Raw genomic sequence first — 19041 nt, forward strand, 5'->3', positions numbered from 1 at the left:
GCTGAAAGATGCAGAAGTTTGCTCGAAATCTTGCCGCTTCCCGCCTGGCTACTACGTTTGCCCCGCGCTTGTCCTTTTCCCACCTGCCCATGTCCCTACCCCCCCCGGCCCGCTTGCTCTCGGTGCTGCTCTTTGCTTTTGGCCTGCTGGCTGGCCCCGCCCGTGCCCAGTCGGGGCTGATTCAAAACGCCGCCGCGCGCCGCGTGCTCAGCCTCAACGGCAGCTGGAACTACATCATCGACCCCTACGAAAACGGCTTCTACAACTACCGGCGAGAGCCCTTCGACGAGTCAAAATCAGGCAAGGGTGGCTATTATGACAACCAGAAAGCCAGCAGCGCGCAGGAGTCGGAATTGATTGAGTATAACTTCGATAAGTCGGCCACGCTGCAAGTGCCGGCCGATTGGAACTCGCAGGATGACAAGCTTTTGTATTACGAAGGCACCATTTGGTACAAGAAGAATTTTACGCTGAAACCCCAGCCGGGCAAGCGGTATTTTCTGTATTTTGGGGCCGTGAACTACGAGGCGCACGTGTACCTCAACGGCAAAAAGCTGGGCATGCACCGCGGCGGCTTCACGCCCATTCAGTATGAAATTACCGACCGACTGAGCGCCAGCGGCGATAATTTCGTGGTGGTGAAGGCCGACAACACCCGCCACGCCGACGCCGTGCCCACCCTCAACACCGATTGGTGGAACTACGGCGGCCTCACCCGCGACGTGTACGTGGCCGAAACGCCCGGCACCTTCATCAAAGACTACGAGGTGCAACTGGCCAAAGACGCGCCAACCACGCTGGCCGGCTACGTGCAGCTGAGCGGGGGGGGTAGGGCCGGCCAAACCGTGACGCTGAGCATCGCGGAAGCCGGCATCCGGCAGACGCTGACGACCGATACCGCCGGCCGCGCCACCTTCCGGTTTTCGGCCAAGAAGCTGCAACTGTGGTCGCCGCAAAGCCCTAAGCGCTACGCTGTAAGCCTGAGCAGCGGCGGCGACGTAGTGCAGGATAAAATTGGTTTCCGCACTATTCAGACGCGGGGCCAGGACATTTTGCTGAACGGCAAATCGACGTTTTTGCGCGGCATTTCCATTCATGATGAAAACCCGCTGATACCGGGCCGGGCGCGCAGCGAGGGCGACCTGCGCATGTTGCTCACCTGGGCTAAAGAGCTGGGCTGCAATTACGTGCGCCTGGCTCACTACCCCCACAACGAGCTGATGCTGCGCCTGGCCGACGAGATGGGCCTGCTCGTGTGGGCCGAGGTGCCGGTGTACTGGACCATTGCCTGGGAAAACCCCGCCACCTATCAAAACGCCGAAACCCAGCTCACGGACCTCATCAGCATCGGAAAAAACCGCGCCAGCATCATCATCTGGTCGGTGGGCAACGAGACGCCGCTGAGCGAGCCGCGCCTGAAATTCATGACCAGCCTGGTCAAAAAAGCGCGCTCCCTGGACGATACCCGCCTGCTGGCCGCCGCCCTGGAACTGCATCAGGAGGGCACCGTGCTGCGCGTGGACGACCCGCTGGGCGAATACCTCGACCTAACGAGCTTCAACGAGTACGCCGGCTGGTACATGGGTTCGCTCGATGATATTACGAAGTTTCGCTTTGATATCAAATACCATAAGCCCGTCATCATCAGCGAGATGGGGGGTAGCGCGCTGGGCGGCTACCACGGCGACGCCCACACCCGCTGGACCGAGGAATACCAGGCCGCCCTCTACCAAAACCAGTTCCAGATGCTGAGCGGCATTTCGGGCCTGCGCGGCATGACGCCCTGGATACTGGCCGACTTCCGCGCCACCCGCCGCCAGCACCCGGTGTACCAGAACGGCTTCAACCGCAAGGGCTTGATTTCCAACACCGGCCAGAAGAAAAAAGCCTTTTTCGTGTTGCAGGAATACTACCGCCAGCAGGCCGCCAAATACGAAAGCAAGTAAGTAGCCACTTAACCTTTTATCGGGAGCCGTTCGCTTCTGCGTCTTTTGCGCAAACTTCCGCGTCCTCCGCGGGCTAAAAACGCCTGGGCTGGGTTAAGGTACCACCGTCCTACCCCCTCAAAACCGCTCCAACGCGTCGCGTACCTGCTCCATCAGCCACATGGGCGTGCTGGTGGCCCCGCAGATGCCCACCGACTGGCCGGGCGCAAACCACGAGGGGCACAGCTGCTCGGTATTGGACACGAAATGCGTGCGCTCATTGGTGTCCTTGCACACTTGGTAGAGCACCTTGCCATTGGAGCTTTTGGTGCCCGACACGAACACCACCTGGTCGAACTGCGCCGCGAAGCGCCGCAGGGCCTCGTCGCGGTTGCTCACCTGCCGGCAGATAGTATCGTTGGCGTTGATATTATAGCCGCGCGCAATCAGCTCATTCTTAATACGATAGAAGGAATCCGTGCTCTTGGTCGTCTGGCTGTAAAGCGTGATGTTTGCGGGCAGCTCGTGGCGCAGCAGCTCATCGAGGCTTTCAAATACCACGGCTTCGCCGCCCGTCTGGCCCAGCAGGCCGAGCACTTCGGCGTGGCCGTGCTTGCCGTAGATGTAGATTTTTTCGCGGCGGTCGAAGCTGGTTTTAATGCGGTTCTGGAGCTTGAGCACCACCGGGCAGCTGGCATCGATGAGGGTCAGGTTGTTTTCCATCGCCCGCTGGTAGGTGCTGGGCGGCTCGCCGTGCGCCCGAATAAGCACCGCCTCGTCGCGCAGACCGTGAAATTGCTCGTGGTCGATGATGCGTAAGCCCTTGTGTTCCAGGCGCTGCACTTCCTCATCGTTATGCACGATATCGCCCAGGCAGTACAAATACCCCTGCTCTTCGAGCAAGTCTTCGGCCATCTGAATGGCGTAGATTACGCCAAAGCAGAAGCCGGAGTTAGGGTCAATACGAACGCTGAGGCGCAAACCAGACTGCATATCGCGAATCTAACCCGGAACCAAGCGAAAGGTTGTGCTTTCCGGTCCAAATTCTGCACTCTGCTTATCTGCCTACCCTTTCACGTGAGCCAAACGCTGGGCCTCGTCGTCGCTCACGTGCCCCCGGCCCACCAAAAAGCCGCGCACCGTTTCAAAGGCCTCGGCATCCATGCCCGATTCGGGGTGCTGCAAGGCGGCATTCAGCAAGAAAGCTTTGTCCTCATCTACGTGCTTACTCAGACCCAGGAAAGGGGGTAGGTTGCTCTCGACGGAGAAGCGCAGGAAGCGGATTTCGGCGTTGTCGCCGTCGAGGCCCACGGCCTGGTCGAAGGTGCGAGCCGCCTGCTGCACGTAGGTAAGCTTGTTGAGCATCGACGCATCGCGGGCCTTAATAGCCTCAGAAGCAGCCTTATAACCCAGCACCAGGGCATCCTGACCGGCATAGTCTTGCAGCAGGCTGTAGAATTTTTCGCCGGCCTGCTTGTCGGCGGCGGCTTGCTCGTAGTGGCGGCGCAGGGCGGCCGGCTGGTAGGGCGACATAGTGGAAATGCGAAGTGGAGGGCGGCCCGCCGCCCCAGAAGCCGCAGGCAGCGCGCTCAGCAGGGCAAAAACAAGCAGTCTTTTCATAGGCACAAAGCTAGGGGCAGCGTCGGTTGCCGCGCTGCCCACCCCAACGCCGGGCTGGCCCGCTTGGTGCCCTACCCCCCCCTATACCGCCCGTAGCCGGTAACGCAGCCACGAGCCAGCCAGCAGCAGCAGCTTGGTGTTGTCGGGCAGGCGCACGCGCTCGGCCAGCACCTGCCGGGCCGGTGCCTGCCGCAGCTTGTGAAACAGCTTGAGGTAATAGATATAAGCCAGATACACGCCCAGCCGCGCCGCCCGCGGCAGCTGCCGGATGCCCTCGTAGGCGGCCTCAAAATCGGCCCGAATGTCGGCTTCCACCGCCTGCTTGGCCGCGTCGTCAAACTGCTCGTAGCGCAGGCCGGGAAAATAAACCCTACCCCGCTCCTCGTAGTCGGAGCGAATATCGCGCAGGAAATTTACCTTTTGGAAAGCCGCGCCCAGCCGCCGGGCCGGCGCTTTCAGGCGCTCAAACTCCGCCGGCTGGCCCTGGCAAAACACGCGCAAGCACATCAGCCCTACCACTTCGGCCGAGCCATAGATGTACTGCTCGTACAGCTCCTGGCGGTAATTTTTATCCTCCAAATCCATTTCCATGCTCCGCAAAAAAGCATCAATAAATTCGTGGTCAATTTGATACGTATTCACTGCCCATTGGAAGGCGTGCAGCACCGGGTTCAGACTAAAGCCCGCCGCGATGGCCGCGTAAGTATCGCGCTCAAACTCGGCCAGCAGCGCCGCTTTGTCTTGGCTGTGAAAGGTATCCACGATTTCATCGGCCCAGCGCACGAAGCCATACACCGCATAAATGGCCCGGTGCAACGCCTTATCCAGCGTGCGGATGCCCAGCGAAAACGACGTGCTGTAGCGCCGCGTGATGAGCTGCGCGCACGCCAGGCTGGTGTCGGTAAAAAGGGCTATTTGGTCCATTTAGTCAGTAGAATCGGCTGTCATTGCGAGCGCAACGCAGTGGAGCGCGGCAATCTTTCCTTCACGCGAGGGTTACTAATCCAATGATACGGACGGCAAGGAAAGATTGCCGCGCTCCACTGCGTTGCGCTCGCAAGGACAACTGGCACTTACTTTTTAATTTCCTTCAAAACTTCGCCCGCCACTACCTGGCCCGAGATGAGCGAGGGCGGCACGCCTGGCCCCGGCACGGTAAGCTGACCCGTAAAATACAAATTATCAACCTTTTTACTCTTTAACGCAGGTTTGAGAATGGCGGTCTGTTTAAGGGTATTCGCCAGGCCGTAGGCGTTGCCTTTGAAAGAGTGATAGTCGACCACGAAATCGCGGTGGGCATAGCTGCGCTTATAAATAACGTGCTCCCGAATGGAATGGCCGCAATGCTTTTCAAGCCGGTTCATTAATAGGTTGTAATACTTTTCGCGAGTGGCCTCGGGGTCGTCGAGGTCGGGGGCGACGGGCACGAGCAAAAACAGGTTTTCCTGGCCTTCGGGGGCCACTGTGGGGTCAGTTTTGCTGGGAACCGAGGCGTAGAATAGCGGCCGGCTGGGCCACTGCGGCGCTTCGTAAATCTCGTGCGCGTGCTGGCTGAAATCCTCGTCAAAAAACAGGTTGTGGTGCCGTAGCCGGTCCAGCTTGCGGTTCACACCCAGGTAGAACAGCAGCGACGACGGGGCCATCGTGCGCGAGTCCCAATAGGCGGGCGAATAGTGCCGATACTCCGGTGCAAGCACTTGCTGCTCAATGTGATGGTAGTCGGCTCCGGCCACTACGGCATCAGCAGGCCAGAAGCCGGTGGCGGTGCGCACGCCGGTGGCGTGGCCGTTCTCGACCACGATTTCGCGCACTTCCTGGTCATATTCTATCCCTACTCCCTGCTCCTGGGCCAGGGCGACCATGCCGCGCACTATCTGGTGCATGCCACCCTTGGGATACCAGGTGCCGAGGGCCAGGTCGGCGTAGTTCATGAGCGAGTAGAGGGCAGGCGTGTTCTCCGGGGTAGCGCCCAGAAACAACACCGGAAACTCGATGAGCTTCAGCAGCTTGGGATGGCTGAAAAACTTACGGGCGTGCTTGGCCATGCTTTGCAGCAGGTCGAGGCGCACGGCTCCGCTGATGATTTCCCAATCGATAAACTCGGTAACTGAGCGGCTGGGCAAATGCACGAATTTGTTGATGCCAACCTCGTACTTGTACTTGGCCTGCGCCAGAAAGGCATCGAGCCGCCCCGCGCTGCCGGGCTCCAGGCCTTCGAACAGCTGCCGCAGCTCGGCCATGCTGGCTGGAATATCCACCGCGTCATCGCCCTCGAAGATGACCTGGTAGGAAGGGTCGAGGCGCACCAATTCGTAGTAATCGGCCACTTTTTTGCCGAATTTTTCGAAGTATTGCTCAAACACCCCCGGCATCCAGTACCAACTCGGGCCCATGTCGAAGGTAAAGCCCTGGGCCTCAAACACCCGCGCCCGGCCGCCGGGGCCGCTGTTCTTTTCCAGCAACGTTACGTGCCAGCCGGCCTGGGCCAGCGTGGTAGCGGCCGAGAGGCCAGCGAAGCCGGCACCAATAACAACGGCGGTAGGAATGCGGGGAGGAGAAGCCAACGGACGAAGCAAACTGAATAACGGGCCGCAAGCTACAATCCGACGCCGCACTTTGTTTTGGCTGCCGGCCCGCGCCGGGCGTCATTTTCGCCAGGCCAGGGGGTAGGGAAACAGATTTTCTAAACTCCTTTTTTATTCGTGCAATTTATTGATAATCAGTTTTTTATTTACAAAAATTAAAATTGATTGAAGTCCCACAAAGGGAAAAGTAAGGTTGCCGCAGCTCGGGGCAAGGCCGCACCTTTGGCGTAGTCGTGGGGGGTAGGCCATTAGGCCGCTCCCTACGCTACCACCCGCCCTTTTCTGAGTTATGAACCGACGAATATTCTTGTGGCGCGCGACGCTGGGCACGGGCCTGGCCTCGCCCCTACCCCCGCCGCGCTGGCCCGCTGGACAGAACCGCTGGCCTACGCCCGCTGGTCGCCGTCGCGGCGAGGGCGTTAGCGAGTTGATGCGTGACTACTTGCTGGCCCAGGGCATCCGGCCGGTGCACGGCGCGAACGACGATGCTCGCTGCGCTCGCACACGAACTGGAAAGTTGGCGCTACCTCCTACGACGTAATACGAAAAACGCCCGCCGCTTCCAATTATGGAAACGACGGGCGTTTAAGTTGTTACGAGGTGAAAAGCCTATTCCTCAACCACTTCTAATTCAGTGCTGACGCGCTCCGGCCCGGCAGGCGCGTACACTTTCAGGGCGGCCTTGAGGTCTTTGCGGGCGATGTGAATGCGATTTTTCACGGTGCCAATCGGGATTTGCAGCTTCTCGGCGATTTCGAGGTATTTGTAGCCGATATAGTACATCATGAAGGGCGTGCGGTAGTCGGTGCCCAGGCTGGCAATAGCCTCGTTGATGTCGCGCACCACGAAATCGGTGGTCGCGCCGTTGTGCGTGATGTAGTTCTCGTCGGTGTTGAAATACTGAAAATACTCCGTCGAATCGATGTTGGAACTACGTTTGGTTATCTTGTTATAGTTGTTGATGAAGGTGTTGCGCATGATGGTGTACAACCACGCCTTCAAGTTGGTACCCGCTTTAAACTTGTCCTTGTTGAGCAGCGCCTTCAGCAGCGTTTCCTGCACCAGGTCCTTCGCGTCATCCGCGTCGCGGGTGAGGTTCATGGCTACCGGGCGGAGCGCGGAAGATATTTTCTGCACTTGGGAGGTGAATTCCAGAGAAGTCATATTGTAGAAGGGTTCGTAGCAGAATCTTAAACAAAGATAATCCACAAGTGGGAAATTATAGTACCCGGCCGGCTATTTTTTCAACTATTTCGAGTACCTACATTAGTTGGCCAGACGGGCGCTCCTACTTACGCAAATGCTTTTTTTAGAGACGCATTTTCTACCTTATTTCTCTGCTACTTCTTCCCCAACATGCTGATTCACAAACGGAATCAAATCACGAAATTCGTGCAGGCACGCCAGTGGCAGGCAGCCTTCGGGCAGCCCGGCGGTTTGCACGGCCAGCGTTCCAAACAGCATAATGCTGGCCTCGGGGCACTGAGCGCGCAGCTCGGCGGCGTAGCTCTTCACTTGGCTGCGGGCCGGGGCAGTGGTGAGCACCGTGGCCAGCGCGGCGGGCCGAAACGTGCGCGCGGCGGCCACCACATCCACCAGCGGCAGGTTGGGCCCCAGGTACAGCACCTGGCAGCCGCGCGCCCGCAGGGCGTAGTTCATAAACAGCAGCGCCAGCTCGTGCCACTCGCCCTCGGGCAGGAACAGCAGCCAGCGCGGCGCATCGGCCTGGGCCAGCGGAATGAGGGGTAGGGCGTCGGCCGAGGCCATTAGCTCCTGGCGCAGCAGCTGGGCCACGAGGCGCTCCTGCGCCACGCTGAGCGAGCCCGCCTTCCACGACACGCTCAGGCGCTGGAGCAGGGGGTAGCCCAGGCGCAGGAGCGTTTCCTCGGTGCCCAGCTCGCCAATGGCCTCGTCGAAGTGCCGATGCAGGGCGGGCTCGTCGAGGTCGAGGGCCGCCGTGAGCAGCGCGTTGAGGCGCGGGCCGTCGGTGGGCTGCACCTCGTTGCACAGGGCCAGGGCGGCGGCCTGGCACTCTGCTTCGCTCAGGCGCACCACCTGCGAGATGCGCTGGCCGCGGCCGCACAGCGTGGCCACGTTGAGCAGGCGCCGCAGGTCCGCTTCCCCGTAGGTGCGGATGTTGGTGGCAGTTCTACTGGGTTTCAGCAAGTTGTAGCGCTGCTCCCAGATGCGAATGGTATGGGCCTTCACACCGGAGAGCTGTTCTAAATCGCTGATAGAATAATGCGCCACAAGTTTATTTTTTGGAAGAATAGCTGAAATTCCCGCCCCGGCCAGGGGCCAGCGGCGGGAAGCATATACTGGAATAAGTTATAACCTGCTCAGTATCAGCGCTGCGTTCGCTGGTGAGTTAATTCAAAAACCCTTCAAATAGTTTGCCAGGCGCTTCTGGTTCTTAATTCTTGATTCCTGGTTCGTAGTTCCTGGTTGTCTTTCAAATCAGGAACTAGGGCGTGAGGACAATAACGCCGGTTAATATATCTTTGTTGTTAATTTCTGATTTATGCGCCGTCACGAAGTTTCCGATGCCACTTGGGCCTTGGTCGCCCCTCACCTTTCCGGCAAAGCCACCGATTGTGGCGTGACGGCTACAGATAATCGCTTGTTTTTCAACGCTGTACTCTGGATTGCGCGTACCGGCTGTCCGTGGGCCGACTTGCCTGAACGCTTTGGCAAGACCAATTCCGTTTGCAAACGCTTTCGCCGATTAGCCCAAAAAGGGGTCTGGCTCCGCTTATTTGAGGCCGTCAAAACGCCGGATTTGGACTGGGTCATGCTCGATTCGACAGTCGTGCGGGCCCACCAGCATTCGGCTGGCCAAAAAAAAGCGACCCCGTTACCGAGTGCCTGGGCCGCAGCCGGGGCGGCATCGGCACCAAAATCCACGGCTGCGTCGACGCCTTAGGCAACGCCGTGCGCCTGATAGCCACTGAAGGCCAGGCCGGTGATAGCCCGCAGGCCCTGCCACTACTGGCGGACTTGGCACCGGGTAAAGTACTGGCTGACACGGCTTATGATAGCGATGAAACCCGCGCTTATTGCGCCCAACAGGGCATCGAGGCGGTCATTCCGAACCGTCCCAACCGACTGGAGCCAGCCTCGATAGACGAAGAAACCTACCGCGACCGCAACAAAATAGAGCGGTTTTTCGGTCGCCTCAAGCAATACCGACGACTGGCAACGCGCTATGAAAAAACCGTTGTTTCGTTTCTGGCTTTTTGGCATATGGCAGCAGCCATAGATTGGCTTCGATAATTGTCCTCACGCTCTAGGAACCTTTGCGGACGGCTTGCTGGCGGGCCAGCCGCAGGTATTTGGGCGACACCCAGAGCAGGCCAAATTCCTGCGAGTGGTCGCGGCCCTGGGTTTTGTGGTGCATTTTGTGGGCCATGTTGAGGGCGCGCAGATACACGCTATCGGTCTTTTTCCAGAATGGCAGGCGACCGTGAATGAGGCCGTCGTGCACGAAAAAATACACCGTGCCGTAGGCGGCAATCCCTACCCCCACCCAGAACCACCACCGCTGCCCATCGTCGCCGGTGACGAACAACACTGCCGAAATAGCCCCATAAATCACAAAGAACCAGTCGTTTCGCTCAAACGGGCGAGGGCTGGGCCGCACGTGGTGCGAGCGGTGCAGCACCCACAGCGGCCCATGCTGCACAAATTTGTGCATGAACCACGCCCAAAATTCCATGAAGGCGAAGGTGGCGAGGGTGACAGAAATGGCGGTAATAGGATTCATAGCAAGAAAACAACTGTCATTGCACTCGCAATGACAGTATTTGAAGGATTACCAATCCAGCTTTTCTTTGTTCAAAAACGCGGCAATGCCGCGGCGGCAGTCGTCGGAGGCGCGGGCGGCGGCGTTGCGCTCGGCGGCATAGCGCAGGCCGTCTTCGAGGGCCAGCTCGGGCAGGCGCGCCAGGATTTCTTTGGTGATTTCGATGCTGTGGCCCGAGTTTTCGCGGGCCAGGCGTAGGGCGTAGTCGCGCACGGTGTCGGCCAGTTGGTCGGGCTCAGCAATAAACGTAATGAGCCCATAGTCAAGAGCTTGCTGAGCCGTGATGGTGTCGCCGCTCAGCAGCAGCTGCTTGGTGCGGGCCTCGCCGATGCGGCGCACCAGGAACACGCTGACCACGGCGGGCAGGAAGCCAATCTTGACTTCAGTGTAGCCAAATTTGGCCTCGGGCACGGCAAAGGTGATGTCGCAGAGCGTGGCCAGGCCGCAGCCGCCGGCCAGCGCGTGGCCCTGCACCTGCCCAATTACCAGCTTTTTAAGCGTATAAATCTGGTGAAAGAGCTGCATGAGGTGCGTGCTGTCGGCCAGGTTTTCCTGGTACGTATTGTCTTGCAGCTCTTGCAGATACTTGAGGTCGGCCCCGGCGCAGAACACCTCGCCGGCAGCGCGCAGGATGATAACTTTTACCTTATCGTCGGTTTCAGCCTGCTCGAAGGACTGCTTCAATTCCGTTACTACATTGGCACTAAGCGCGTTGCGCTTAGCGGGGCGATTGAGCGTGATATAGGCGAGGCGGTCCTGCACTTCGTATTGCAGAAAGCGCAGCGTATCGAGTTCGGGCGAGAGGTCAGTCATAATAGATAAGCTACGCTAAAAACGGCGGCGGGGGTTGAACGGCACAAGTTAGCGGAATATTCTATAGACTCGCTGAAGAGGGATGGGAGGTTGCTTTGACGAGAATTTATCATTCTTAATTTTTAATTCCCGTCGGGCAACTCATAAGTAAACGCGCCTTGCTCGTTCACGTCCCAGGTACGGAAGCCGGCGGCGCGCAGGGCCGAATCCTGGCGGGCCACGTACCAGCGCTTGCAAGACGAGTCGAACACGACCCGCGCCTGACGGCCGAAATGCGCGGCCAGCGCGTCGGGGTAGAGGTGCGGGTTGCGGCGCAGGATTATTACATCGGCCGGCAGCGGGGGGGTAGGGGCGGCGGCCAGCCGGCGCAGGCTGCCGCTCACGAAAGCCACGCGCAGGCCGCGCCACTGGGCCAGCACCAGCGGCGCGGGCGGGTAGCGGTGGGTGCGCTCGGCGCTATCGGGGGCGGCCACGAGGCGGGCGGGCACGGTGGCTCCAAGCCAGCCCACGCGGTAGCGCGGCTGGCGGACGCGCCGCAGTATCAGGCTGGGTTTGAGGCGATAGGTGCGCTCGGTTTCGGAGAGGGGTAGGGAATCGGCGGTGACGAACTCGGGCGCGGCCCCTTGCCAGAAACCCACCACCGAGCGGCGCGGAATGCTGTACACCACAAACTCGCGGCGCGGGTCCCCGGCCCGCGCCTCGGCCACCCGGCTGCCGCCGTAGAGAGCCAGCAGCGCCACGCACCAGCCTGCCCAGGCCAGCCGCCGCGACGCCAGAAACACGCACCCCGCGCCGATAATCAGGAAAACCAGCAGCGTCTGGCCCTGGCTCAAATGCACGCCGCCCACCACCGCACCCGGCAGCGTGCGGCCAATCAGAAAAATATATTCATTGAAGAGCCAAATCAGCTTCTCAAACACCCAGCCGATACCGCGCGGCAGCCAATCGAGCACCGCCCCGGCCGCGGGGGGTAGGACCAGCGTCGGCAGCGCCACCAGCCCTTTGGCCAGCAGCAGCCCTACCCCCACGTACACGGCCAGGCTTGAAATGGGCACCGCGATGAGATTGGACAGCAGGAAGTTGAGCGGAAATTGATGAAAATAATACAGCCCCAGCGGAAACGTGGCCACCTGCGCGGCCAGCGAGAGGGCCGTGAGCTGCCAGGCGGTGTCGGCGAAGCTGGCCAGGGCGCGGTAGCCGCGCTGCACCAGCGGCGGCTGCCAGCCGCGCAGGCGGTCGAGCACGGCATTGCGCGGGTCGAGCCAGCGGCTGATGCGCGGCTGCAAATACACGATGCTCAGCACGGCCAGGAAGGAGAGCTGAAAGCCCACGTCGCAGAGCAGGTAGGGATTCCAAAGTAACAAGCAAAAAGCCGCCGCACTCAGGGTGTTGATGAGGCTGCTTTGCCGCTCCCAGGCTTGGCCGATTATTACGAAGGTGAACATGACCGTGGCCCGCAGCACCGAGGCCGAGAGGCCCGTCAGGAAGGCGTAGCTCCAGATGAGGGCCAGCCCCAGCGCAGCCGTGAGCAAGCGCCGCCGCCCTACCCCCCGGCCCAGCGGCAGCCGCGCCAACAGCCACCGCAGGGCCGCAAACAGCAGTCCCACCTGCAACCCGCTCACGGCCATAATATGCGTGGTGCCGGTGTTGGCGTAAGCCTGCTTGGTTTCCTGGTCAATATCGTCTCGGAAGCCCAGCACCAGCGCCGTGCCCAGCGCGTACTCGCGCAGGCTGGGCACGTAGCGGCGCAGCACGCCGTCGAGCACCGCCGCTGCCCGCTGGCTGATAGCCATTGGCAAGCTCAAAGGGGAGTAGCCCAGCACTTTATATTGGTCCTGGTGTACGAACTGCGAGTGGTAAACCTGGTGCGTCTGCAAGTAGCGCCGGTAGTCGAATTCGCCCAGGTTGGCGGGGCCTTTGCTGAGTTCGGGGCGGCCCTGCACCAGCCACACTTCCCCGTAGCGCGGAGCCGGCACCGAGTCAGCAGTTTCGTGGCGGGGTAGGCTGATACGGATGCCGCCGCTGGCGGCGCGCCAGCGCCCGGCCACCCGCACGGCCTGCACCCGCAAAGTCGTGGCGAAGGTGCTGGCTCGCACCACGGGGGCCTCGTCCACGGTGGCGCGGTAAAACTCAATACGCGCGGCCAGCGGGCCGATGTGGTCGGGTCGGCGGCTTTCGGTGGCGGCCTGGCCGCGGGCAAAGCCTACCCCCGCTACCGCCACCAAGCCCAGAATGCCCAGCGCGTCGGTGGCCGCCGGGTTGCTTTCGCGCCGGCTGATAAACCAGCCCACCACGTAAGCCAGCACCAGCCCGGCCGCCCAGGGCGCGGCGCTCCCCGCCCACTCCTGGCCCAGATAGAGGTAGCCCACCACGCCCGCGATGAAGGCCAGCGCCACGCGCAGCAGGGGGGCGGAGGACCAGGCGAGCATAATTTAAATAGCCGAATTTTTCTGCATATTACAACCCGTTCCGGTTGCTTCCCTAACTTCTTTTCATCTTTGTGAGGCAGTTCCGGCACCACTTCTTCCAGCTATATATTCTGGTAATAAAGTCCGATTTTTACTTTTTAGCCTCGTCCAACTATGGCTTATACCGATTTCACCCCGGCCGAACTAACCCAGCGGTTTGACCTCGACTTTCGGGCGGCCCGGCTGTTTCCCGACTGCCCGCCGCAGGTCCCCTCTTCCTGGCTTCTCGAAACCTTGCAGCGGGCGCAGCGCATCGGTTACGTGAGTGAAAAGGCCCGCTCCGAGCGCCTGGTTTCGCCGGTGCTTACGGAGCTAAATGAGTTGAATGAGCAGCATTTCACCTTCCACTCTGGCGTAAACCTCGACGTAGATGCCGCCGCCGGCCTGCGCGGTGAGTGCGATTTCGTGCTGTCGCTCAGCCCCATCCGCGACTTCATCGTGGCCCCCATTTTCTGCATCACCGAGGCCAAAAAGCAGGACCTCGAAGCGGGCACCATCCAGTGCGCCGCCCAACTGGTCGGTGCCCAGCGCCTCAACGAGCTGGCCCACCGCCCGGTGCCCGTGCTCTACGGCTGCTCCACCACCGGCGTAGATTGGCGCTTTCTGACGCTGGTCGGGCAAGTCCTCACGCTGGATAACGACGTGTACAGCATCCGCGACTTGCCGCAACTGCTGGGGACGATGCAGCATATTGTGCAGCAGGCCACGGCGGCATAAAACTCCGCCCCTACCCCCGCACCATCCGGTAATGCTGAATATCGCACTCCTCAAACATCTCCCCCACTTTGTGAAAGCCCGTGCGCTCGTAGAGCGGGATGGCGCGCAATTGCGCGTGCAGGTACACCTGGGCCGCGTCGGGGGCTTGGGTTTGTACGTCGGCCAGCACTTGGTGAACCAGGGCTTCACCCACGCCTTGGTTGCGGAAGGCGGGTAGCACGGCGAAGCGCTCCAGCTTCACGCCGTTTTCGGTGGGCCGCCAGCGGGCGGCCCCGGCGGGCTGGCCATCTACCTGGGCCAGGTAGTGGCGGGTGGTAGCGGCGCGGTCGTGGGCATCGTACTCGGCCTCGGCGGGCACGTTTTGCTCGCCCACGAATACTTTTTCGCGGATGGTAAAGGCGGCGTCGAGGTCGCGCAGGTCGGTGATTTGGTGAACGGTCAGCATGGTGGGCGGGGGTAGGCGGCGGTATCGAAGCGCGAATATCCGACTTAACGCCGCGCACTGGCGCGGGAAGTTAATTCGGGTGGTGCTAGCTTTAACGGCATGGCCCCTACCCCGCCCGTGGCGCTGCACGCGCCGCAGTCGTATTTTCCGCAGTATTTTGAGCCCGCGCCCGCGCTGTTGCACCGACTGGGCGCGCAGCCCGAGCAATTTTTTATCCTGCGCGTGGAGGAGATGTACCGGCACGTGCGCGGGCCGGTGCCGGCCGTGCGCTCGGCGGCGCACACGGCCCTGTTTATTACCTCGGGTGAGGCGCGCATGGCCGTGGGCTACGACCACTACGCGGCCCGCGCCGACGAGCTGCTGCTGGTGCCGGCCGGGCAAGTACACTCCTTCGGGCCAGATGACGTGAACACGGGCTACCTCTGCCACTTTCACCCCGACCTGCTGCGGCGGGCCAGCGTGGCCGAGCCGGAATTCCTGACCAGCTGGGGCCACCCGCATATAGGCTTCGCACCCGACGCGGCCGCATTCGTCCGGGCGCTGCTGGCCCGGATGCTGGCCGTGTACGAGGCCCATCAGCTGGCGGCGCTGCCGCTGCTGCTACCCCACCTGGCCGCCCTGCTGGCCGAGGCCGACCATGCCTACCAGCCCGCGCCCGGCCCCGCGCCCTCAGCGGCGGCCACGCTCAGCCTGGCGTTTAAGCGGCTGCTGAGCCAGCGCATTCGGGCCGAGCATCGGGTGGCAATCTATGCCGAGTGGCTGCACGTAACCCCTAATCACCTTAATAAAGCAGTAAAAGCCGTTTCCGGCCAGTCGCCTACCCACTGGATTGACGAGGCCCTGGTGCTCGAAGCCAAAGCCTTGCTCTTCCAAACCACGCTGCCCGTGGCTGAGGTGGCGGCCCTAGTGGGCGTAGCCGATGCCTCGTATTTCAGCCGCCTAATCAAAAAAATAACCGGCCAGCGCCCCGGCGAGCTGCGGCGGGCGGCCTCCCTGCCTGCTGAAACGAAATGATTGAAACGTCCGGTTATCGGCCGGCATCATCCTAGCCGGCGGGGGGTAGGGCGGCGGACCTTTGCTTCCGCAAATTCAACCCGCCTTTTCGTGTATCGTTTCGTTCTCACCCTACACTCCTGGAACCGCTGGGCGGTGCTGCTGGCCCTGCTGGCGGCCCTCACGCTGGCCTACCGGGGCTGGCTGGGCCGCCGCCCCTACCGGCCCGCCGACCGCCGCCTGGGCGCGGTGCTCACCGGCCTGTTGCACCTGCAACTGCTGCTGGGCCTCACGCTGTACTTCGGCCTCAGTCCCTGGGTGAGGCTGGCCGCCGCCGACCGCCGCGCCGCCTGGCACGACCCTACCTTACGCTTCTGGTCCGTCACCCACATCAGCCTGATGCTCACGGCTATTATAGTAGCCCAAATCGGGCAGAGCATCGCCAAGCGTGCCGCCACCGACGCCGCCCGGCACCGCTGGTCAGCCCTAAGCTATACGCTGGCGCTCACCCTCATTTTACTCGGCATCCCGTGGTTTCGCCTGTAAGTAGCCGGCCGCGCTGCTTCCTGGTTTGCTACCGGCTACGGCTGGCCGAGCTGCGCGGCGGGCGGGTAGCGCGCCGCTTTTGCGCGGTGGCGGGCCGCTGCTTTGCCACCGATGAGCTGAACATCATCCTGGCCGATATTTACGCCGAAGTCGGCCCGGCCCCGAATTTGCTGGGCATTGAGATTCTGCACGTGCGCCGTTTATCCTTCGCAACTCCTCATTTAGCTGATTAATATGTTCGATTTTTTGTTAAGTTCCCTGGCCCGGTTGCGGGCAATCAGTATTCTGGAAGGCGTGTCGCTGCTGCTATTATTGGGCGTAGCCATGCCGCTCAAATACCTGGCGCACGAGCCGGCGGCAGTGCGTATTGTCGGGCTTATCCACGGGGTACTGTTTATTTCCTACGTGCTGCTGCTGCTCCAAAACACCATCGAGCGGCGCTGGTCGGCGGGCAAGTTCGGGCTGGGTTTGGTGCTATCGGTGCTACCCTTCGGGGCGTTTTATGCTGAGCGACGGCTGTTTCAGCCCGACTCGGCACCGGTAACGGAGTAGGGTGCGGGGCTTGCCCCCGCCCGGCGTTGAACGATTCGTAATGGGTCCGTTCGACGCCGGGCGGGGACAAGCCCCGCACCCTACAACGCCTGCTCGTGATTCACGGGTAGCTCCTCCATTTCCTCCGCTTCGGGGGTGCGGCGGCGGTCGTGGCCGTTGGAGTGGTCGTTGCCCTCGCGGCGGCGCTGCTTGAAGTCGGCCTCGCGGCGCTGCTCGGCCACGTCGAATTTGTCGTAGGCTTGCACGATGTCTTTGACCAGGCGGTGGCGCACGATGTCTTCGGCGGTCATCTCCACATAGCCGATGCCGGGAATATCGCGCAGAATATCAAGGGCTTGCATCAGGCCCGATTTCTGGCGGGTAGGCAGGTCAATCTGGCTGCGGTCGCCGTTTACCATCACCTTCGCTGACGGCCCCATGCGGGTCAGGAACATCTTAATCTGCGAGGGCGTGGTGTTCTGCGCCTCGTCCAAGAGCACGAAGGCGTTGTTCAGCGTGCGGCCGCGCATGTAGGCGAGCGGGGCAATTTCGATAATCTTGTTTTCCTGGTAAAATTTCAGCTTTTCGGCCGGAATCATATCTTCCAGGGCATCGTAAATCGGGCGCAGGTAGGGGTCCACCTTTTCCTTCATGTCGCCGGGCAGAAAGCCCAGGCTTTCGCCGGCCTCCACCACGGGGCGCGAGATGATAATTTTCTTAACTTCCTTATTCTTAAGCGCCCGCACGGCCAGGGCCACCGAAATATAGGTTTTGCCGGTGCCGGCGGGGCCCAGCGTGAAGGTGAGGTCGTGCTTCATCACGGCGTCCACCAGCTTTTGCTGGTTGGGCGTTTTGGCCTTGATGACGCCGCCTTTGGCCCCAAACAGGATAACGTCGGGCGAGGCGGCCAGCACGCGGCCCTCGGCCTCCTCGGAGGTGGCGGAGAGGTACTGGTTCACGTCGCGGTCCGTGATGGCGCCGTATTGGTGATAATGCTCCAGCAGGGAGCTGAGGATGTCGTTGACCCGCGCGATGACTTCGGTGGGGCCTTGAATCTTGATTTCGTTGCCCCGGGACACAATTTTACTGCCCGGAAAAGCAGCCGAAATACGACGAATATTTTGATTATCGGCCCCCAGGAAGTCAACCAGGGACACATTTTCGAGGGTGATGACTTTTTCGACCAAACTGGAAAAGCGGAGGAAAGGGAGAGAAAAAAGAACCGTAAGCGTAACTACCGGCAGCACTGCGCGGCTGGTTGGCACTACTTATGCAACAAGCCAATGGGCAAAAAACTCCCGGCCGACTACCAAAAACCGGGCTACTTTTGCACCCGCGCCGGCCGGCTGGCCGGCTACTCAACAATACTACGAAGAACCTGGCAACTGCGGGCATGGGCGTACTGACACTGCTTACGGATTTTGGCTACCGCGACCACTACGTGGCCGCGCTCAAGGCCCGTTTGCTGCATTTGGCCCCTACCCTGCCGGTGCTGGACATTACCCACGGCGTGGAGCCTTATAACATCGCGCACGCCGTGCACGTGCTGCGGGCCGTGTTTCGGGATTTTCCCAAGGGCACTACCCACCTCATTGCGGTGAGCGACTACGGAGCCAGCGCCGTCGGCGCGGTGGCCACGCCTGCCTGGCACGCCGCCGAGCACGAGGGCCACTACTTCGTGGCCGCCGACAACGGCCTGCTACCCCTGCTCTGCGACGGCGTGCCCGCCCAACTGGTGCGGCTGGATGCGCTGGCCCCGGCCCTACCCCCCCTGCCGGCCGCCGGCCACTCGCTCAACCCCACGCGCGATGTGCTGGCACCCGCCGCCGTGCGCCTGGCCCTGGGCCAGCCCCTGAGCAGCCTGGGGCCGGCCGCCACCGACCCCTACGTGCTCACCAACCGCCAGGTGCGCCTGCAAGACAACCGCATCACGGGCCACGTGGTGCACGTGGACCACTTCGGCAACCTGATTACCAACATCTCGCGCGAGGCGGTGGAGGTGGTGGGCCGGGGCCGGCCGGCGGCCGTGCATTTTGGCCGCGAGGTGGTGCGCGAGCTGCGCCCGCACTTCGCCGCCGCCCCGCCCGGCGAAATCGTGTGCACCTTCAACCCCCAGGGCTGCCTGTGCGTGGCCATCAATCAGGGCCACGCCAGTGAGCTGCTGGGTCTGTATTTCGACTCGCAGGTCGATGTGCGCTTCACGGGCGAATGAGCCGATTTCGCGCCCCCTACCCCTCTCTGCCTATGCTGCTTCGCATCGTTCGCCTACCCCTGCTGCCCGAGCAGGTGCCCGATTTTTTGATGCTCTTTCGCCAGTCCGAAGCCCGCATCCGGCAGCAGCCGGGCTGCCAGCACCTGGAGCTGTGGCAGGATGCCGACCAGCCGCATATTTACTGCACTTATAGCCACTGGGCCGATGCCGAGGCCCTGAACGCCTACCGCCGCTCGGCGCTTTTTGGCGAGGTGTGGCCCGCCACCAAGCGGCTGCTGGCGGCCCCGGCGCAGGCCTTCTCGGTGGTTCGGGCGGGGTAGAGAATGTGGGGTAAGCTTCCGCTTGCCGAAAAAGCGTAGGGTAGGCTTTAGCCTGCCGTTTGGC

General features: G+C 61.4%; 19 protein-coding genes and 1 pseudogene. 8 read left to right on the plus strand and 12 right to left on the minus strand.

Annotated features, from left to right (window positions below):
* Window positions 1-89: 89 nt before the first annotated feature.
* Window positions 90-1946 (plus strand): beta-glucuronidase, encoded by a 1857-nt coding sequence (locus tag A0257_09420; protein ID AMR29699.1) that lies wholly within the window; start codon window positions 90-92, stop codon window positions 1944-1946.
* A gap of 117 nt (window positions 1947-2063) precedes the next feature.
* Here A0257_09420 and A0257_09425 read toward each other — a convergent pair whose 3' ends face one another.
* The 10 genes from A0257_09425 to A0257_09470 all read right to left on the minus strand — a co-directional run bounded on the left by A0257_09425 (window position 2064) and on the right by A0257_09470 (window position 13174).
* Window positions 2064-2906, minus strand: coding sequence for a 4-hydroxy-3-methylbut-2-enyl diphosphate reductase (locus A0257_09425; protein ID AMR29700.1), 843 nt, complete (start codon window positions 2904-2906; stop codon window positions 2064-2066).
* Window positions 2907-2990: 84 nt separating this feature from the next.
* Entirely contained in the window at window positions 2991-3458 is a 468-nt protein-coding gene (locus A0257_09430) for a hypothetical protein (GenBank protein AMR27295.1), read from the minus strand.
* A gap of 168 nt (window positions 3459-3626) precedes the next feature.
* Entirely contained in the window at window positions 3627-4469 is an 843-nt protein-coding gene (locus tag A0257_09435; protein ID AMR27296.1) for a phytoene synthase, read from the minus strand.
* A 149-nt stretch (window positions 4470-4618) separates the two neighbouring features.
* Window positions 4619-6091 carry a phytoene dehydrogenase gene (locus A0257_09440; protein ID AMR29701.1) on the minus strand — a complete coding sequence of 491 codons (1473 nt, stop codon included), beginning with the start codon at window positions 6089-6091 and terminating at the stop codon, window positions 4619-4621.
* A 648-nt stretch (window positions 6092-6739) separates the two neighbouring features.
* Complete coding sequence (locus tag A0257_09445) at window positions 6740-7294, minus strand: RNA polymerase subunit sigma (protein ID AMR27297.1); 555 nt, start codon at window positions 7292-7294, stop codon at window positions 6740-6742.
* Window positions 7295-7459: 165 nt separating this feature from the next.
* Entirely contained in the window at window positions 7460-8338 is an 879-nt protein-coding gene (locus tag A0257_09450) for a hypothetical protein (GenBank protein AMR27298.1), read from the minus strand.
* A gap of 777 nt (window positions 8339-9115) precedes the next feature.
* A complete protein-coding gene (locus A0257_09455; protein ID AMR27299.1) occupies window positions 9116-9313 on the minus strand; it encodes a hypothetical protein in 198 nt (65 codons plus the stop codon).
* Window positions 9314-9416: 103 nt separating this feature from the next.
* A complete protein-coding gene (locus A0257_09460; protein ID AMR27300.1) occupies window positions 9417-9893 on the minus strand; it encodes a fatty acid hydroxylase in 477 nt (158 codons plus the stop codon).
* A 48-nt stretch (window positions 9894-9941) separates the two neighbouring features.
* Window positions 9942-10745, minus strand: coding sequence for a methylglutaconyl-CoA hydratase (locus A0257_09465; GenBank protein ID AMR27301.1), 804 nt, complete (start codon window positions 10743-10745; stop codon window positions 9942-9944).
* Window positions 10746-10867: 122 nt separating this feature from the next.
* A complete protein-coding gene (locus A0257_09470) occupies window positions 10868-13174 on the minus strand; it encodes a hypothetical protein (GenBank protein AMR27302.1) in 2307 nt (768 codons plus the stop codon).
* A gap of 153 nt (window positions 13175-13327) precedes the next feature.
* Between A0257_09470 and A0257_09475 the strand changes: the two genes are divergently transcribed.
* Entirely contained in the window at window positions 13328-13930 is a 603-nt protein-coding gene (locus A0257_09475; protein AMR27303.1) for a hypothetical protein, read from the plus strand.
* 10 nt (window positions 13931-13940) lie between these two features.
* Here the strand turns inward: A0257_09475 and A0257_09480 are convergent, their stop codons facing one another.
* On the minus strand, window positions 13941-14375 hold the full coding sequence (locus A0257_09480) for a GNAT family acetyltransferase (protein ID AMR27304.1): 435 nt from the start codon (window positions 14373-14375) through the stop codon (window positions 13941-13943).
* A gap of 99 nt (window positions 14376-14474) precedes the next feature.
* On the opposite strand from A0257_09480, the gene A0257_09485 reads away from it, so the two are divergent.
* From A0257_09485 to A0257_09500, 4 genes are all read left to right on the plus strand, one after another.
* The gene (locus A0257_09485; GenBank protein ID AMR27305.1) at window positions 14475-15389 is read left to right on the plus strand and encodes a hypothetical protein; all 915 of its coding nucleotides are present in this window, start codon (window positions 14475-14477) and stop codon (window positions 15387-15389) included.
* Between the two features lie 135 nt (window positions 15390-15524).
* On the plus strand, window positions 15525-15914 hold the full coding sequence (locus A0257_09490) for a hypothetical protein (protein ID AMR27306.1): 390 nt from the start codon (window positions 15525-15527) through the stop codon (window positions 15912-15914).
* Window positions 15899-16147 carry a hypothetical protein gene (locus A0257_09495; GenBank protein ID AMR27307.1) on the plus strand — a complete coding sequence of 83 codons (249 nt, stop codon included), beginning with the start codon at window positions 15899-15901 and terminating at the stop codon, window positions 16145-16147. The genes A0257_09490 and A0257_09495 overlap by 16 nt, the downstream gene beginning before the upstream one ends.
* A gap of 1 nt (window position 16148) precedes the next feature.
* Window positions 16149-16466, plus strand: coding sequence for a hypothetical protein (locus tag A0257_09500; protein AMR27308.1), 318 nt, complete (start codon window positions 16149-16151; stop codon window positions 16464-16466).
* A gap of 227 nt (window positions 16467-16693) precedes the next feature.
* Here the strand turns inward: A0257_09500 and A0257_09505 are convergent.
* Window positions 16694-17632, minus strand: a pseudogene (locus A0257_09505) (phosphate starvation-inducible protein PhoH).
* 206 nt (window positions 17633-17838) lie between these two features.
* Between A0257_09505 and A0257_09510 the strand changes: the two are divergent.
* Both A0257_09510 and A0257_09515 read left to right on the plus strand, forming a co-directional pair.
* Entirely contained in the window at window positions 17839-18657 is an 819-nt protein-coding gene (locus tag A0257_09510) for a hypothetical protein (GenBank protein ID AMR29702.1), read from the plus strand.
* Between the two features lie 32 nt (window positions 18658-18689).
* On the plus strand, window positions 18690-18977 hold the full coding sequence (locus A0257_09515) for an antibiotic biosynthesis monooxygenase (GenBank protein AMR27309.1): 288 nt from the start codon (window positions 18690-18692) through the stop codon (window positions 18975-18977).
* Window positions 18978-19041: the final 64 nt, after the last annotated feature.

Source organism: Hymenobacter psoromatis (assembly GCA_001596155.1).
In the GTDB taxonomy this organism is placed as follows: Bacteria; Bacteroidota; Bacteroidia; order Cytophagales; family Hymenobacteraceae; genus Hymenobacter.

Excerpts from the sequence above, each read along its gene's own strand:
- A0257_09420 (AMR29699.1), top strand. The coding sequence starts at position 90 with ATGTCCCTACCCCCCCCGGCCCGCTTGCTCTCGGTGCTGCTCTTTGCT.
- A0257_09430 (AMR27295.1), bottom strand. The coding sequence starts at position 3,458 with ATGTCGCCCTACCAGCCGGCCGCCCTGCGCCGCCACTACGAGCAAGCC.
- A0257_09435 (AMR27296.1), bottom strand. The coding sequence starts at position 4,469 with ATGGACCAAATAGCCCTTTTTACCGACACCAGCCTGGCGTGCGCGCAG.
- A0257_09445 (AMR27297.1), bottom strand. The coding sequence starts at position 7,294 with ATGACTTCTCTGGAATTCACCTCCCAAGTGCAGAAAATATCTTCCGCG.
- A0257_09460 (AMR27300.1), bottom strand. The coding sequence starts at position 9,893 with ATGAATCCTATTACCGCCATTTCTGTCACCCTCGCCACCTTCGCCTTC.
- A0257_09465 (AMR27301.1), bottom strand. The coding sequence starts at position 10,745 with ATGACTGACCTCTCGCCCGAACTCGATACGCTGCGCTTTCTGCAATAC.
- A0257_09470 (AMR27302.1), bottom strand. The coding sequence starts at position 13,174 with ATGCTCGCCTGGTCCTCCGCCCCCCTGCTGCGCGTGGCGCTGGCCTTC.
- A0257_09475 (AMR27303.1), top strand. The coding sequence starts at position 13,328 with ATGGCTTATACCGATTTCACCCCGGCCGAACTAACCCAGCGGTTTGAC.
- A0257_09480 (AMR27304.1), bottom strand. The coding sequence starts at position 14,375 with ATGCTGACCGTTCACCAAATCACCGACCTGCGCGACCTCGACGCCGCC.
- A0257_09485 (AMR27305.1), top strand. The coding sequence starts at position 14,475 with ATGGCCCCTACCCCGCCCGTGGCGCTGCACGCGCCGCAGTCGTATTTT.
- A0257_09500 (AMR27308.1), top strand. The coding sequence starts at position 16,149 with ATGTTCGATTTTTTGTTAAGTTCCCTGGCCCGGTTGCGGGCAATCAGT.
- A0257_09510 (AMR29702.1), top strand. The coding sequence starts at position 17,839 with ATGGGCGTACTGACACTGCTTACGGATTTTGGCTACCGCGACCACTAC.
- A0257_09515 (AMR27309.1), top strand. The coding sequence starts at position 18,690 with ATGCTGCTTCGCATCGTTCGCCTACCCCTGCTGCCCGAGCAGGTGCCC.